Origin of the sequence: Ferrovibrio xuzhouensis, assembly GCF_042648965.1 — a bacterium.
In the GTDB taxonomy this organism is placed as follows: domain Bacteria; phylum Pseudomonadota; class Alphaproteobacteria; order Ferrovibrionales; family Ferrovibrionaceae; genus Ferrovibrio; species Ferrovibrio xuzhouensis.
The window spans coordinates 340292-356240 of sequence record NZ_JBHRYJ010000002.1; the positions used below are offsets into that span (position 1 = coordinate 340292).

Genomic DNA, 15949 nt, shown 5'->3' on the forward strand with positions numbered 1-15949 from the left:
CAGATCCGATGATCCTCCAGGAAGCGCGGGCAACGCTCACGCTGGCGCTGCCCATTGTTGGCACCCATCTGGCGCAGGTGGCGGTGCATACCACCGACGTGCTGATGCTGGCGCGACTGTCGGACCATGCGCTTGGGGCCGGCGCGTTGGCATTCTCGCTGTTCTCGTTCTTCTGGATGCTCGGTATCGGGCTCGGTATCGCCGTTGCCGCCCTGGTCGCGCAGGCGGTCGGCCGCGATGCGAAGGACCATGCCAGCGTGCGCGCGGCGGTGCATGACGGCCTGATCGTCACTGGCCTCGGCTTCGCGGTCAGCCTGGCCATTCTGGCGCCGGCACGTCCCCTCCTCGTGTGGTTCGGCCAGCCGCCGGAACTGGTTGCCGATACCGTGCTGTTCCTGCACCTGCTGATGATCGGCTACCTGCCCTCGGTGTGGTTCTCGGTGCTGCGCGCCTTCTCGGCGGCGCTCAGCCGGCCGCGGCCGGCGCTGGTGTTCATGATCCTCGCCGTGTTGCTCAATGCCATCGCCGTCTACGGGCTCACCTTCGTCGCCGGCCTCGGCATTGTCGGTGCCGGTCTCGGCTCGGCGCTGTCGAACTGGCTGCTGTTCCTCGGTTTTGCGGTCTACATGACCCGCGACCCGGGCTTCGCCCGCTATCGCCTGTGGGCATCGAACTGGTGGGCCTCGGACTGGCATAGTTCGTGGTGGCGGCTGCGCGGTTATCTGCGGATCGGCGGGCCGATTGCGCTGACGCTGGCGTCCGAGGTCGGGCTGTTCTCGCTGGCGGTGCAGCTGATGGGGCGGCTCGGTGCCGACGCGGTGGCGGCGCATCAGATCGCCCTGCAATGGGCCACCATCGCCTTCATGGTGCCGACCGGCCTGTCGCAGGCCGCTACCGTGCGGGTTGGACTCGCCGCCGGTGCCCGCGATGCCGAGGGGCTGGTCCGCGCCGGCTGGATCTCCGTCATCATGGCCATCTGTTTTGGCACCTGCTCGGGCAGCCTGTTCTGGCTGCTGGCGCCGCAGCTGATCGGCCTGTTCGTGCCCGATGCGGCCTCGCCGGTCTTTGCCCTGGCGGTGTCCTATCTGGCCATGGCGGCGCTGTTCCAGATCGTCGATGGCGCCCAGGCGGTGACCAACGGCGTGCTGCGCGGCCTGCGGGATACCGCCGTACCGATGCTCTGCGCCGCCGTCGGCTACTGGCTCTGCGGCCTGCCGGCGGCGCTGTGGTTCGGTTTCCACAGCACCCTGCGTGGCCAGGGCGTCTGGCTCGGCCTCGTGGTCGGGCTGGCCGTCGCCGCGGTCATGCTGGTCTGGCGCTTCATCTGGTGGACGCGTAGGCTGCGACCCGACCCGCAGCAGGAGCGGCCGGCATGAAAACAGCGAAACTCCGTCTCGACCAGGCGCTGGTGGAGCGCGGGCTGGCGGAAAGCCGGGCCAAGGCGCAGGCGGCGATCATGGCTGGCCTGGTCTTCTCCGGCGAGAAAAGGCTCGACAAGCCGGGCCATACCATTGCCGCCGATGCGCCGCTTGAACTGCGCGGCAAGCCGCATCCCTGGGTCAGCCGCGGCGGCGTCAAGCTGGCCCATGCCATCACGCATTTCGGCCTGTCGCCGGAGGGCCGCATCGCCATCGATGTCGGTGCCTCGACCGGCGGTTTCACCGACGTGCTGCTGCAGCATGGCGCGGCGAAGGTCTATGCCGTCGATGTCGGCGAGGGCCAGCTCGACTGGCGTTTGCGCAATGACGACCGCGTCGTGGTGCTGGAAAAAACCAATGCCCGGCATCTGACGGCGGAACAGGTGCCGGACCCGATCACCTGTGTCGTCTGCGATGCCAGCTTCATCGGCCTGCAGACGGTACTGCCGGCGGCTCTGGCGCTGGCGCAGCCGGGCACCTGGGCGGTGGCGCTGATCAAGCCGCAGTTCGAGGTCGGCCGCGAGCGGGTCGGCAAGGGCGGCGTGGTGCGCGACGCCGCCCTGCATGATGAGGTCTGCACCCGCATCGGCGACTGGTGGGCCGGGTTGCCGGGCTGGCAGGTGCGCGGCATCGAGCCGAGCCCGATCCTCGGGCCGGAAGGCAATCGCGAGTTTCTCATAGCGGCGGATTATAACGATGCGTGATGTTGAAGGCGTGATTGCCCGCATGGGCGGACAGGGCCATGGCGTGCTCGACAAGGATGGCGAGCGCTTCTATGTGCCGTTCACCGTGCCGGGCGACCGCGTCTCCGCCAAGGTCGGCGAGGAGCGCGGCGACGGCTTTGCCGCCCAGCTCAGCGTGCTGGAAGACGCTGGCCCCGATCGCGTCGAGCCGCCCTGCCGGCATTTCCAGGCCTGCGGCGGCTGTGCCCTGCAGCATTGGGCCGATGCGCCCTATCGCGACTGGAAGCGCGACCGGCTGGTCAGCGCCCTGCAGCGCCGCGACTTCACCGATCCGCCTGCTGCCGATCTGGTCGATGATCTGGTGGAGGTGCCGGACCGCAGCCGGCGCCGTGCCGAATTCGTCGCCCGCCGGGTCAAGAACCGCGTGCTGATGGGCTTCCATGAAGCGGCCAGCCGCAAGATTGTCGATCTCGAAGACTGTGTCGTGTTGCGGCCGGCGCTGTTTGCGGTGCTGCCGGCCCTGCGTGCCATGATCATCGAGGTGCTGGGCGACGGCTGGGCGGTCGACCTGCGGGTGACCGAAACCCTGACCGGCCTCGATGTGGTGATCATCGGCAAGCTGAAGATGCGGGTGCAGGAACGCATCGCGCTCAGCCGCGCCGCCAAGGCCGCCGCCCTCGCGCGACTGAGCTGGCGTTTCGATATGAGCAGCGAACCGGAAATGCTCTATCAGGGCGAGGCGGCCCCGCTGGTGAAATTCGGCGATACGGTCGTGACGCTGGCACCGGGCGGCTTCCTGCAGGCCACGGCGGAAGCCGAACAGGCGATGGCCGATCTGGCGCTCGATGCCCTGAAGGACGCCAAACGCGTGGCCGACCTGTTCTCGGGCTGCGGTGCCTTCGCGCTGCGGCTCGCCGCTGCCGGCAAGAGCGTGCTGGCCGCCGATGCCGACCGGCCGGCGATTGCGGCCCTGACCGCGGCGGCCAAGGCCGCCGGCCTGGGCGGACGGCTGACCGCCGAGATGCGCGACCTGGAGCGCCGGCCGCTGACCCGCCAGGAGTTCAAGAAGCTCGATGCCATCCTGCTCGATCCGCCGCGCGCCGGCGCCCGGGCCCAGGTGCAGCAGATCGCCGAGGCGACCCAGGCCGGCGCCGGCGGCGGCGATACGGCCCCGCCGCTGGTGGTGATGGCCGCCTGCGACCCCAATTCCTTCGCCCGCGATGCCCGGGTGCTGGTGGATGCCGGCTACCGGCTGGAGCGGGCCACGCCGATCGACCAGTTCCGCTGGTCGCCGCATCTGGAAATGCTCGGTATTTTCAGGCGTTAACCCGGACCGGGGTTAGGGGTTGCAAAGCCCGGACGGGCGGGCTATATCCCGGCCCCGATCCCTGCTGGGGGATCGTCTAACGGTAGGACCCCAGACTCTGACTCTGGTTGTCTAGGTTCGAATCCTAGTCCCCCAGCCAATCCCCTCGATATTAGGTAGCAAACGCACCTATGTCAGATATGTCGGTTACCGAAGAAGTTGGCAATTTCTCCGATTGGCCGGCAATTTCGACCATACATTCTGACAATTGGTGAGTCTCGCTGCCGCGCTTCGCGCTAGGGCGCGCGGGATAGCGTGGTAAAATCCTTTTTGCATCGCAGGCAGGGTTTGGCTGCCAGCACGCGGTCCGAAAGGATCCCAGGATGTACTTGCCGCGGACTTGGCCCGTCGGCATCCCGCTACAGACCGATGAGAGTTTTTCGTCCTGGTTTGCTCGCATCGCTTGGGCGCATGGTGCCACGCCATCGGAGCTCTACCGTATAGCCCTGCCCGGTGGGCGAATCGGCGGGATCGATCTCGATCGCCATGCCTGTGACGACCTGATCCTTAACCTCTCTCGGGACGCCGGCGTCCCGGCCGGCGACCTGGAGGCTGCCACGCTGAGGCGGTGGCGCGGCTCGGTCTATGATCGGGATGACGGTAAGGCCCACATTGCCTGGTTGCCACCCGCCGGCCGGGCCTATGGTCGGAGCTCGTTCGGGCAGCAGGTTTGTCCGTCCTGCCTCGCGGAAGACGCGGAGCCGTACTTCCGAACCACCTGGCGTCTCAGCTTCTATAGCGTCTGCTTCCGGCATCGGCAGATTATGGTCGACCGCTGCCCCGGCTGCTCCAGCCCAATCCATCTGCCGAACGTGGCTATGGGGGCATCGCTGGCCCGATGCGGTTCATGTGATTTTGACCTCCGCTCGATAGCGGCTCCGAAGGTGATAGATCGCGATCTCACCACCCAGAAAAGGCTCATGAGGATCGCTGGCGGCGATTGGCAGTCCATGGGTGCCTACGGCTATATGCATCCGGTGCTGTTTTTCAAACTATTCGCATTGCTCTACCGGCTGCTCGCATCAGGCCGGCGGGCTCTGCCGCTCAGGCGAGCACTGCTATCGGAGCGAAGCGAATTGCGGGTGGAGGCTATTCCACGTATCCGAGAGATACATCGGCACACCGCTAGGGTTCGTCACATTCTGGTTGGAATGACCTGGCAGCTTGTTCAGGATTGGCCTGTTCGATTCGTGGAGGTGTGCGACGAAGTAGGATTGCATCGTTGGCTCTTGGTCAGAGAACCGGACAACGTCCCCTTCGTGTATGCGGACACTGTATTGCGGCACTTGGTAAGGCAGATGCACCACGTCGGGGTGGAGGAAATCGATACTGTGTCGCGGCATCTTTCGACTTCCGGCCAAGTGCCGACTTACGAAGCATTGAAGGGCATCCTTGGGGTCAAATTCCATGCCGCTCGCAAGCTTTCTGCTCCCGTGAGGCCGCATAAAGCTTATGGCACTCATCGGTACTGGAAACTCGATGGGGTCTCACCGGCTACCCGTGCTGCCGTAAAGAAGGCTGCTCACAGGGCAGGCGAGAGCGTCGGGTCGTGGGTGGACCTGGCGCTACAGACTGCCCTGAAGCCCAAAGCGAAAGGCAAATAGCAATGCCTGTTCGCCGTATCCGGGGCAATCCGCGCAGCGTCACCGGCGCCGTCACAGGAGCCGATGGCAACTACATCGATTTTGAGTCTCTGCTGGAGCGGGACTACCTCATCCTGACGCGCTTCTGGCACCCGAGCGCCAAAATCGAAGAACAGCCGGTCAAGATCCCCTATGTCACCGACCGCGGACGGGCGAGCAACTACACACCAGATTTTCTGGTGGATTTCGGAACGGGTACCAGTGATCTGGTAGAGGTAAAGCCTGCCGAGGTGCTGATCGAAGAGAAGGAAAAGTTCCGCGCGCGATTCGCGGCTGCTGCGGACTTCGCGTCGGACAAAGGCTGGAGATTTGTCATCAAGTCAGAGATAGACATAAGGCTCCCGGTTCTGCCGAATGCCCATTTCCTGCTGCATTACCGGACACTCAAGCCTAAGCCAGACCTCTGTGCTCGACTGATGCGCGCGGCGGAGAGCGGTCCCAAGTCAGTCGGAGACCTGATAGCGGCCACGATTCGTGAACCCTCGGAACGGTACGCAGCCATACCGCAAGTCTGGCATATGCTTGCGACCGGTATACTCGATACAGATTTGAACACTCCTCTGAACCAATCTTCTTTTGTTTGGGCAGCAATGAGGTAGTTCAGGTGAAACGGCTATCGACATTCCGCAAGGGGACATATGCATATCTGCACGGACGGCGGTGTACCATCATTGGGACTGCCGGAGCGAAATCAGTGCGTGTTGTCTTCCTGGACGGAGGGGAGACCGTCCAGACAGATATCGAAAATCTATGGGAAGATATTTCTCCGGATGCCTGCGCCGCCGATATCTCGATCGACATTCTCCATCCTGAAGACCTCGAGATCGCTCGTGAGCGGCTCGCGGCCATTGAGCCAATCGTCGCGCTACTCGACAAGCCGGTTAAGGAGGAGGCGTTCAAAACGCTATACAAGACAGTTAGTCAAGGCACCGGCCATAGCGTGCGTACCTTATACCGCTGGGTCTCCGATTATACAGCGCGGAATATGCTGACGGATCTCGCGCCGCGCCGTCGACGGCGTCATAAGCGGCGCCTGGACAGCAGGTCGGAAGAGATCATTCAGGATGCCCTGAAAAAGTACTTAAGCGAGCGAAGGCCGTCGATTAAGGCAATCCATAAGCATGTCGCTCAGTTGTGCAGGAATATTGGCACCGAGGTGCCGCATATCAACACAATCCGCAGACGAGTTAAGGAACTTCCGCCGAAGGAAATCGTAGCGGCACGTATTGGGCCGAAAGCAGCCAGAGATTTGTATGAACAGATACGTGGGCATTATCCAGGCGCCGACTACCCGCTTGCCTATGTCCAGATCGATCACACATTGCTGGACATCCAGGCGGTAAGTGCGGGGGATCGCCTTGCTATCGGCAAGGTATGGCTGACTTTGGCAATCGACGTGTATAGCCGGATGATTGTCGGCTTTTACATCACCATCGAAGCGCCAAGTGCCTTCTCTACCTGCATGTGCATTCGAAATGCGGTCTTGCCGAAGGAAAGCTTCCTGCTCGGACTGGATGTCAAAGGTGAATGGCCTGTATGGGGCTTCATGCGCCACCTGCATGCCGACAATGGCCCTGACTTCCGCAGTGAAGTGTATAAGGCGAATCTCCAGCAATATGGCTGCTGGCCGCTATGGCGAAAACTTCGGAAGCCTCATTACGGCGCCCATATCGAGCGCCTCATCGGGACCATAAATCGTGATTTTCACGATCTGCCGGGAACCACATTTTCCAACCCCAGAGAGCGTGCGACTTACGATTCGGAGGGCAATGCGGTCTTCACGATCGACGAGCTGGAGCAGGTCGTCGCTCACTGGGTGGTAAATATTTACCACAAGTCCTTTCACGAAGGCATTGGATGCACGCCGCTGGAAAAGTGGGAGGCCGGCATTCTGGGTACCGATGGCTCGCCGGGCGTCGGCCTGCAGGATCGAGTTGAAGACCCGGAGCGCGTGGCACTCGATCTTCTGCCGTTTACTGAGCGCACCGTCCAGCGGGACGGCATCTCCTGGGACAGTATTACCTACATCTCAGAAGCGCTGATTCCCTGGATCAAGGCCGACGAGGGACGCAGTCGCAAGAAGTTCAAAGTGCGGCGAGATCCGCGCGACATTACCTGCATCTGGTTCCTCGATCCAAAGTCAGGAGCCTATCATCGCATTCCGGAAGAAACCCGGCAGATGAAGCCGATCTCGATCTGGGACCATAGATTGGCCCGCAGGATTGCCGCTGCACGTGGCAGCAGGACGGCAAGCACTCTGGATACACTCGACGCGCATCGCGATCTTGAACGTATGGTGCAAGCAGCTGAAGAGCAGACGATGACAGCTAAGAGTGCGCGCAAGAGCACAAGGCGCAGAGCTGAACGTCAGCGTCGAAACCAGAAGACACTCGAAGGAGAAGCTTACACTGGGAAGGCGTCTGAATCATCAGCGTCATCTGCGGGCAAGGTGTCGACGCGGCCGCGGCTGATTGTCGACAATGAAAAGCCAAATAAGAAGCCGGCACGTCAAATCAATGAGGACAATGATCTCGATCTTTCGATTGATGACCTGACGCCACGTGCGGAGGAGCTATGACGGAACTCAATGCGGCCATTGATCCTATAAATGGAAATAGCGCCGGCTTGCTCATAGAGGATCTGAACGATCTGCGTCGGCCTTGCTGGATACCGTATCCACGTGCAGAGCAGGGTTTTCAGAAGCTTCTCGACCTATTGCGTTCGCCGCCGAGTCATCGACCGGGCGGTATGCTTTTGTACGGGGATTCGAATAGTGGGAAGACAACACTGACCCGTTACTTCCAAGCTCATATGGCGAAGGTAGGTAAGGTCGGTGACGCAGACTTCTCCTTCAGGGGACCAAATTACATTCTAACAGTACAATGCCCACCATATTCATCAACTGGTGCACTCCTATCTGGAACCTTGAGGACTCTCAAAGCGCCGCACCAGGATTCGTGGCACTGGGAAAAGAAACTGGGGGCAACGGTTTCAATTCTGTCGAAAACCAATGTTCGTATGGTGATCATTGATGAAATCCATAACGCGCTGACAGGATCTCACGACAAACGCGTCCACTTCCTGAACACGATAAAGTACCTCTCCAATGAGCTGTGCGTCCCAGTTGTTGCTGTTGGGACGAGTTTGGCGCTGACCACAATTCAAACCGACCAGCAACTTGGAAGCCGTCTAGAGCCTTTCAAACTACCGAAATGGGATGCCGACAAAGAGTTTGCGCAGTTTCTCGGACGAATTTTCCTGCACCTGAAGGTCAAGCCAGTGCCTGCAGTGAACTCACGGAAGTTCCGTGAAAGGTTTGTGCATATGACTGACGGCTTGACGGGCGAAGTCTGGAGCTTGGCGCTGAAAGTAGCGGAGGGCATGCATGCCAAAGGGCAGGAAATCGTAGACGAGGATATCGTGGTCGAGACACCCTGGGTGCGACCTCAGGATCGACGTAGTGAGAGGTAACTGTGGCGCTCCAGGGCCTTGTATTTGCCGACATTGAAACTTCGGGGCTTCAATACTTGAGCTTTCCGATAGAGTTTGGCTGGGCGTGGATTGAAAATGACCATGTTGAAGCCCGGAGTATCCTGATTAAGCCAACTGATGAATGGATGAGTTGGGAATCAGGTTGGAGCGAAGAGGCCGAACAGGTCCACGGCATTTCTCTCGAACAACTCCTAATGACCGGTGTTGAGCCTTCTGATGCCTGCGAAATGCTCAACCGGGAACTACGGGAGGCAGAAATCGCCTTCGATACTGGCCCATCTGCACATGATGCTCGGTGGCTATCGATCCTATACAAAGCGGCATCAGTAGAACCGTCCTTTGCTCTGGCGAAGCTTTCTTCAGATCTTTTGATACTTGGCTACGCGGGAATGGCGAGGGTGCCAGATGCCGTTGTTCTGAAGCTTGAGAGATTGGCGCCGAAGGTTACGCACAGGGCGGCAAATGATGCCGCTCATTGGGCATGGCAGCGGCTAGCGTTGCGGATGATCGGGGAAGCCGGCATCCAAAACCCGGATGACGTTTCCGGGCTAGTATCGTCGATCGCCATAAAATACAGGTGACCCGCTCAACTCTGTCCATGTATGCGTGGATGGAATGGCCTAGATGCATGGCATTGATTGAGGGGAGGCGGTAATGACTTGGTCGATCGTCACCCGAGGCACTAAAGCTGCAACCACGTTGTCAGGTAGGCACGTGCCATCAAGGACCGGCGTCCCCGACAGGATTTTTGGGTCAGAAACGATGTGTTGTTCGTAACAAGGGGATCAGTCATTTCTGCAGGATACCCCTAAAATGGGCTTATCCTCATATAGGGAGGGGCGATTTAGGCGGAAATCGGACTAAATGCATTATTATAAACGGGGGTATTCGTGTTTTCGGCCGCAAAATTAACTCGCTCTTAGGACTAAGAACGCATGGTGATTCTGGACACGATTCGCTATGATTCGCTCGGCAGATTCGGGAAATAAGATGGCGCGCGGCGAATTAATGAAAAAGTTGCTCGCGAGCTACGGGCGCGATGAAGAATTCCGCGCAGTAGCAGAGCAAATTATTGTCGAAGAAGAGCAGAAGAATAACCGAGTCCTGGCGCGCAGCCTTCGCAAAACTCTGGATAATTCTGCTCCATCTACTGGTGCGCCGAAGGCGCTGGCCCCTCTCATCCCGTTCCCAGACGCTGCAGGCGACTTTGTAGAGCGCATTGAGCCAGTACATACAAAGAATGACATCATTCTTAGCGCATCTAATATCAATGTTTTCCAAGGTTTGATTCAGGAATTCAAACGCGGGGAAGACATTCGTCGGCATGGATTGGCGGTAAGGTCAAAGCTGCTTTTCTGTGGTCCACCAGGCTGCGGTAAAACGCTCTGCGCTGAGGTATTCGCAAACGAGCTTGGGCTTCCAATGTTCGTAGTGAAAATTGATAGGGTGATTTCATCGTATCTAGGTGAAACCGCCGCGAATGTCCGGAAGGTGTTTGAGTTCGCCAGGAAACAGCCATGCGTGCTTTTCCTTGATGAGTTTGACGCTTTGGCTCGATCACGCGAGGACAGCACAGAACATAATGAGCTGCGGCGTGTCGTGAACAGTTTGCTCATTTTTATCGATCGTATTCGACCCAAAGGCTTTCTTGTCGCCGCGACGAACTTGGATCAAACACTCGATCCTGCTGTTTGGCGCAGGTTTGATGAGGTTATTTGGTTCGACAAGCCAAATGCGGCAATGATTGATCGCTACCTGAAACTCAATTTCAGGAACATCGAAATTGATTTCGATCTGCACAAATATGCCTCCCATCTAGAGGGATATTCCTATGCAGAAATCGAACGTATAAGCACGCAAGCCATAAAATCGTCGATTATAGATCGTCGTAAAAAAGTAAGTGGGGACGATTTTAAACAGGCACTCAATGACGAAGTTCGTCGGCGGTCCGGGCTTGCGAGGTTGAACCAAGCGGATTAGCGACGTGAGATATGCCGCAATATGAACACCTGCGGCTTGTCCGCCTTCCCGAGCGATTCGAACGGCGCAAAACAGGGGGCGGCGGCCCTCCTCCAACACGGAATTATGGAGCGCATAGTCGCAAGTTGGGCGACGAGCTCACTAATGCGATAGCGGCCCAGCGTCAACGGCGCGTTCCCAGCTATGTGAATCCAGCGCTGATCCTCCGCGTCCACATGACTGGCGCCCTGCAAGAAGATCAGTGGGAGAGTCTTGGGCTTACGCTACTGTCGAGTGATGAAGATCGGACGCTGGTCCTGTTCTCCACCACAGAGGACATGCAAGGATTTCGAGAACGTCTGGCGGCTTATGCTGGTGGACCTCGCGCCAATCATAAAAGTGCACCCTATGCGGGTTTTCTTAGCAATATCGAAGAGATTGGAGATGTTCGCCCTCAGGATCGGATTGGGATTCGCCTAAGAGAGGACGGCGTGACAAATCCCGCTGATTTTCAAGACGCTACCAGCTATTTACTCGATGTTGAGCTCTGGGAGCTAGGAGGTCGGCAAGCTCGAAGCCAAAAAGCCGATCAAATAGCCGAGTACATTGAAGCGATGAACGGCCAAGTATTTGACCGATACGTTGGGCCTTCTATTACGATGGTTCGAGCTCGTGTAGGCGGTGCTCTAGCAAGAACGCTCCTCAATATCGAGGACGTTTCCAATATTGACAGGCCGCCGCAACCAGATTTTTCAACGGCCGACATTCTCGATGCTACTCTGCCAGAATTGCCCGAGCTGACCCAGGCATCCGAGAATCTTCCGGTGATCGGGGTAATTGACAGCGGCGTCAATGCGCATCCGCTTATCGATGACATAGTCGTAGGATCAATAGCAATTCCGGCCCGACTCGGGATTGCTGATGGTCACGGCCATGGAACTAGAACCGCCGGTTTTGCTGTATTCGGAGACCTGCGCGGGCAATTCGCAGCCGGTACTATGACGCGTTATGCCCGCATCGCCTCCGCTAAGGTCTTGGATGACACGGGCAATTTTGACGAAATGCGGCTCGTTCCAAAGCAGATGCGAGAAGCGCTGACGGAGTTGTCACAGTCGTACGGCTGCAGAGTATTCGTCATCTCTCTGGCGGATACCCATCAGCGGCATCAGGGCGCAAAAGTCGGCGCTTGGGCGGCTACCCTCGATGAACTCGCGCGGGAATTAAATGCGGTGATAATTGTCGCTGCCGGCAACAGGCAGCCGCGACCTCAGGCACGATTGGAGGAGACAATTACCGCGTACCCCGGATACCTGACCGAGCCTCGCAATAGACTTTGTGAGCCGGCCGGCGGCCTTAATCTGATTAGTGTCGGATCCTTGTCTCACGGCTCAGGAATAGGCCCTGAGGATATCGAGAATGCTCACTTGAGGGCGGTTACAGCCGCCAATGAGCCATCCCCATTTACAGCAATTGGGCCTGGCGTTGGTGGTGCAACAAAGCCGGATCTCGTCGACATCGGCGGCACTTTCGTTTTTGACGCGGTGGCTGCAAGACTCCGCCGAGGAGCTGACTACCCTAGTGCTGGCATTGTAACCCTGCATAACTCGCCGCGAACTCGGCTATTTGCATCTTCATCCGGCACTTCATGTGCGGCGCCAATAGTGGCGAATAAAGCTGCTCGAATCCTCGCTAGATTCCCAAATGCATCAGCCAATTTGGTTCGGGCGCTACTTGTCGGATCAGCGCATATCCCAGACGAAGCAGCCTTGAGGCTTCAGCCTCTCGGGGATGTAAACACTCGTCTGATTTGCGGTAATGGCGTGGCAGATCCTGAGCGTGCATCGTATTCCGACGATGACAGGGTAATCCTATATGCAGAAGACAATCTGCAGATCGATCATTTTGCGGTATACCACGTACCCGTGCCGCCGGAATTCCAAACCGGCGGAAAGCGTTCCATTAGAGTTTCGCTGGCCTTTGACCCGCCAGTGAGGCACACCCGCTTTGATTATGCTGGTGTTGGAATGAGCTTCCGGCTCTTGCGTGGCTGCTCCTCAGATCTAATTTTTGAACATTACAGATCCAGGACGCAGGCGGATGGTCCTGTGCCGGCGATACTAGGTCGATACGATTGTAAGCTTCAACCTGGCTCAAGAGAGCGCGAAAAAAACAGCGTTCAAACTGCCGCGATCACGTTCACTAACGACACCACCGAGTACGGAAACGATTACTATTTGGTTGTTCGTTGCGAAGGTGGGTGGGCGGCTGGGACGGAGGCCAGCCAGAACTTTGCCCTGTTGGTTGAGATGGCGCATCAGCCGGCGACGCAATTGTACGCAAGACTGCGTGCACGCATTCGCGTGTGATCTGCACTCTCTGAATCCGGTAAGCGTTATTAGGTCAGGGATCTTTCCGAGCCCCTTGGAGCCCTGCATGTTGACCCAGCCATAGGTCAGGAAGAAGGAGGGCGGGAAGGGGTCAAAGCCGAGGCAGCCGCCAGGGACCACCGGAGGGAGCTCCTGAACCAACGACCATTGGTTCCACCCGACGACCGCAGGAGGCCATCCAGCGGCCACGGGAGTCACACCGGAGCCGGTGGAGCCGCCGGGTCTGGGACCTGCTTGTCCTTGGTGCGGTACTTAATCGTCAGAGTCACCCAAAGGAGATTGGACGCGACGGCGAAGACGCAGATCGACCTGCTCAGCCATGGATCGATGGCTGGCCCATTCCAGATTGTGTAGATGACGAAACCCATCAGCCCGACATTGGCGACAACGAAGCATCCCAGGCAGAACAGGGCGACCAATGCTATGATGATGGCGCGCCATCTGTTCCAACCTGAGTCCAGCTCCGGCATCAGCAGGCTGTGGGCTGGAAGATGCTGCATGTATGTGTCCATGTGCCTCAATCCGATGGCCTCACGGATGCGTTCTTGGAAGAGGGCATCGGTGAAGGGCCCCTCGTCGACCGTCAGCCTGATCCGGGCGTTAAGCATTGACTTCATCAGCAGGACGTCGTTGTGGATCAGCGCCAGGAAGGTGGAGATCACGGTGGCGATGAACAGGAGAAGCTCCCGGGCCAGATCGACATTCACGGTCACCCCGAACTGCGACACCTCGGGCTTGAGACCGAACGCTGACATCGCGAGGATGATCATGAGCGCCGTGTATGCGATCATCAGCTTCGTCATGACGGCGAACTTCGCCTCGTACCGCCTCTCGACAGCAGAAAAGTAGGCGTCATCGAATGGGTTGTGTGCACCCGAATCCCGGTACTGCATCAGGATCGTCTGGTACTTGATCTGCGCCCATGTCTGCCTGTCGAACTTCGTCATCTCGTCCCCCGCAGAGTCGTCCCCATCCCCAATCTGTCACGGATCGACCGCACATCCCAAGCACTCCGCGCGACGAGCCGCTCCTCTCCATCCGTCGACCGGCCGATTCAACCTTCTCCCGAAACTGCCCCTCCGTGCCTGCCCCCACGTCCGGACGCTCGCGTACCCGTCCGCGACCATCTCGTGCCACCCAGCGCCACCCGATTCCATCCCGTAACCATGACTACCATGGCATTCACCACGGCTAAGCCCATGCGGCATCCTTACAGTCTGTCCAATCTGTAACGATGCCGTCCGGTCCCGAGGGACCAAGCCATTGATCCGCCATCGGTCGGCCATGGTCCACCGGTCGGGCTGATCGGTACCGGCCCGGGGGGCACGAGCGGGACACGAGCGCTGGCCGCAGGGCCACCCCGAAAAAGTGCGGCGGCTCGTCTTCTTCCAGGTTGCGCTGTAAGTGCGGGCGGCTTTTCTGGAAATCCGCACCGTCCTTCTGGCAGACTTGCGCCGGCTTCTGGGAGGGCATCATCGTGTCGCAGATCATCGTCATCGTCGTCATCATCGTCGCGCCGTTCGTGGCGGCCTGGCTCGGCGCCCTCATGGAGCGGTCCGGTATCAGCATCGCCCGGCCTGCATACCTGCTTAGGCTGGTGGTCCTTTGGGTCGTCGTGTACGGCGTCAGCTACTATGGCGGGGCCCACTTGTTCGCCCTCGGCATGGGCGGTTGGCATCCCGGCACCTTGGCGGCGACGGTCGGCCTAGTCGTCTTCCAGTGCGTCGCCTTCTGGTACACGGGCCTGCTGATGGCCAGGAGGCTCAACGACATCGGCACTCCCCGGTACCGGTGGCTGGCCGTGCTGACCGGCTTCCCGATCATCGGCCTGCTCGTGGCGCTGGTGCTCGGGTTCCTGCCGCCGGCTGGTCGAGGAAAGCCACTGGCCGAGGTCGGTTAGGACGTTCTTGTTCGGGCTGGATGCGGGCGGCTTTCTGGACCTCGTCCCGACCGGCTACACTCCGCCCCACGAATCGACGGGGGAAGATACATGGACAGACGAAAGTTCGAGCTAGCCATCGACAGGAAGCTGGAGGCCATCGAGGACGATCAGGTCCAGTTCGAGTACGACTACATCGCGCTGAGGCTGGCGTACTTCTTCGTGGCCAAGGGGAAGGTCCATGGCAAGAGGGTGGCCCACTACGGCTATCTAGAGGACGACTTCGACTCGGAGGTGGTTGAGGAGTGGATCGACGCGGTCCGGGAGCAGTTCTTCCAGCCCGGGCGGCTGAACTTCGTCATCCTGGACAACAAGCAGCCCGACTGGCTTCTGGAGGACTGCGAGCAGGTAATCAGCACCCTGGATGGATTTAAGGTTGTCCGTCCGGCTAATCCTACCGGAAGATGATCGTGGACTGGGGCGGCTTCGGTCAATTCATTGCATCCGCGCTCGGTGGCGCCACCATCCTCGGCGCATCCAAGTTCTGGTACGATTACAGGAGGGAGCAGACTCTCAGATCAGAGAGGCAGAGGTTCCTTGCCGTCCAGATCGTGTATCAGCTTGAAGACTACGCCATGGTCTGCGTGGATGCCCTCACCACCCACGACCTGTGGGAGGGTTCAGGTGGAAATGCAGGTAGCATGATATCTGGCGTCCCCGACCTTCCGGACCGCCCTCCATCCGATCACTACTCGCTGTTGGACCTCCAGCTGGTCGAGCGTCTCTACACCCTACCCCAGCAGGTGAGGGCGGCCAAAGGGTACGTGTCGTTCGACTATGAAGTGAACGCAGACCCTGAACCGGATGGCGAGGTCGCCGAGGACAAGACCTACCTCATGGCCGATCTAGCGGCGAAGTTGGCCAGGGATTTTCGCCTGAGGTATGGCATGACCAAGCAGAGGCTTGGATTCGGAAGCTGGGACGTGATGGCCTACATCGCCAAGGGTGCCCGGCACGCCGAGGACAAGCGGAGCTCCCGGGAGTAAATACCCCAGCCCCAGCGGCCACCCATAGTGCCGCATGGGACGACTCATAGAGTGGTTGCGTTGGCCTGGATGTGAG

At 59.2% G+C, this 15949-nt stretch carries 14 protein-coding genes and 1 tRNA gene; 14 read left to right on the forward strand and 1 reads right to left on the reverse strand.

The genetic code is table 11. From position 1 onward, the window contains the following. Positions 1-8: 8 nt before the first annotated feature. The 11 genes from ACFOOQ_RS11735 to ACFOOQ_RS11785 all read left to right on the forward strand — a co-directional run bounded on the left by ACFOOQ_RS11735 (position 9) and on the right by ACFOOQ_RS11785 (position 12927). Entirely contained in the window at positions 9-1376 is a 1368-nt protein-coding gene (locus ACFOOQ_RS11735) for an MATE family efflux transporter (RefSeq protein ID WP_379726420.1), read from the forward strand. Then, positions 1373-2122 (forward strand): TlyA family RNA methyltransferase, encoded by a 750-nt coding sequence (locus tag ACFOOQ_RS11740; RefSeq protein ID WP_379726423.1) that lies wholly within the window; start codon positions 1373-1375, stop codon positions 2120-2122. The genes ACFOOQ_RS11735 and ACFOOQ_RS11740 overlap by 4 nt, the downstream gene beginning before the upstream one ends. Next, the gene (locus ACFOOQ_RS11745) at positions 2115-3428 is read left to right on the forward strand and encodes a class I SAM-dependent RNA methyltransferase (protein ID WP_379726426.1); all 1314 of its coding nucleotides are present in this window, start codon (positions 2115-2117) and stop codon (positions 3426-3428) included. Before ACFOOQ_RS11740 ends, ACFOOQ_RS11745 begins: the two co-directional genes overlap by 8 nt. Before the next feature lie 65 nt (positions 3429-3493). Then, a tRNA-Gln gene (locus tag ACFOOQ_RS11750) sits at positions 3494-3567 on the forward strand. Positions 3568-3790: 223 nt separating this feature from the next. Then, positions 3791-5071 (forward strand): TniQ family protein, encoded by a 1281-nt coding sequence (locus ACFOOQ_RS11755; RefSeq protein WP_379726429.1) that lies wholly within the window; start codon positions 3791-3793, stop codon positions 5069-5071. 2 nt (positions 5072-5073) lie between these two features. Beyond that, positions 5074-5709, forward strand: a complete 636-nt coding sequence (locus tag ACFOOQ_RS11760) for a TnsA endonuclease N-terminal domain-containing protein (RefSeq protein ID WP_379726432.1) — start codon at positions 5074-5076, stop codon at positions 5707-5709. Positions 5710-5804: 95 nt separating this feature from the next. Next, entirely contained in the window at positions 5805-7688 is a 1884-nt protein-coding gene (locus ACFOOQ_RS11765) for a Mu transposase C-terminal domain-containing protein (protein ID WP_379726435.1), read from the forward strand. Then, a complete protein-coding gene (locus tag ACFOOQ_RS11770) occupies positions 7685-8581 on the forward strand; it encodes a TniB family NTP-binding protein (RefSeq protein WP_379726438.1) in 897 nt (298 codons plus the stop codon). The genes ACFOOQ_RS11765 and ACFOOQ_RS11770 overlap by 4 nt, the downstream gene beginning before the upstream one ends. A gap of 2 nt (positions 8582-8583) precedes the next feature. Further along, the gene (locus ACFOOQ_RS11775; RefSeq protein ID WP_379726441.1) at positions 8584-9183 is read left to right on the forward strand and encodes a hypothetical protein; all 600 of its coding nucleotides are present in this window, start codon (positions 8584-8586) and stop codon (positions 9181-9183) included. Positions 9184-9592: 409 nt separating this feature from the next. Next, positions 9593-10582: an AAA family ATPase gene (locus tag ACFOOQ_RS11780; protein WP_379726444.1), complete on the forward strand. Its 990-nt coding sequence runs from the start codon at positions 9593-9595 to the stop codon at positions 10580-10582. A gap of 215 nt (positions 10583-10797) precedes the next feature. Further along, positions 10798-12927 carry a S8 family peptidase gene (locus tag ACFOOQ_RS11785; protein WP_379726447.1) on the forward strand — a complete coding sequence of 710 codons (2130 nt, stop codon included), beginning with the start codon at positions 10798-10800 and terminating at the stop codon, positions 12925-12927. A 215-nt stretch (positions 12928-13142) separates the two neighbouring features. Here the strand turns inward: ACFOOQ_RS11785 and ACFOOQ_RS11790 are convergent, their stop codons facing one another. Then, positions 13143-13895, reverse strand: coding sequence for a hypothetical protein (locus ACFOOQ_RS11790; protein ID WP_379726449.1), 753 nt, complete (start codon positions 13893-13895; stop codon positions 13143-13145). 530 nt (positions 13896-14425) lie between these two features. Between ACFOOQ_RS11790 and ACFOOQ_RS11795 the strand changes: the two genes are divergently transcribed. The 3 genes from ACFOOQ_RS11795 to ACFOOQ_RS11805 all read left to right on the forward strand — a co-directional run bounded on the left by ACFOOQ_RS11795 (position 14426) and on the right by ACFOOQ_RS11805 (position 15873). Beyond that, positions 14426-14848, forward strand: a complete 423-nt coding sequence (locus tag ACFOOQ_RS11795) for a DUF805 domain-containing protein (RefSeq protein ID WP_379726452.1) — start codon at positions 14426-14428, stop codon at positions 14846-14848. A 90-nt stretch (positions 14849-14938) separates the two neighbouring features. Beyond that, a complete protein-coding gene (locus ACFOOQ_RS11800; protein WP_379726455.1) occupies positions 14939-15295 on the forward strand; it encodes a hypothetical protein in 357 nt (118 codons plus the stop codon). Further along, positions 15292-15873: a hypothetical protein gene (locus tag ACFOOQ_RS11805; protein ID WP_379726458.1), complete on the forward strand. Its 582-nt coding sequence runs from the start codon at positions 15292-15294 to the stop codon at positions 15871-15873. Before ACFOOQ_RS11800 ends, ACFOOQ_RS11805 begins: the two co-directional genes overlap by 4 nt. Positions 15874-15949 lie beyond the last annotated feature (76 nt).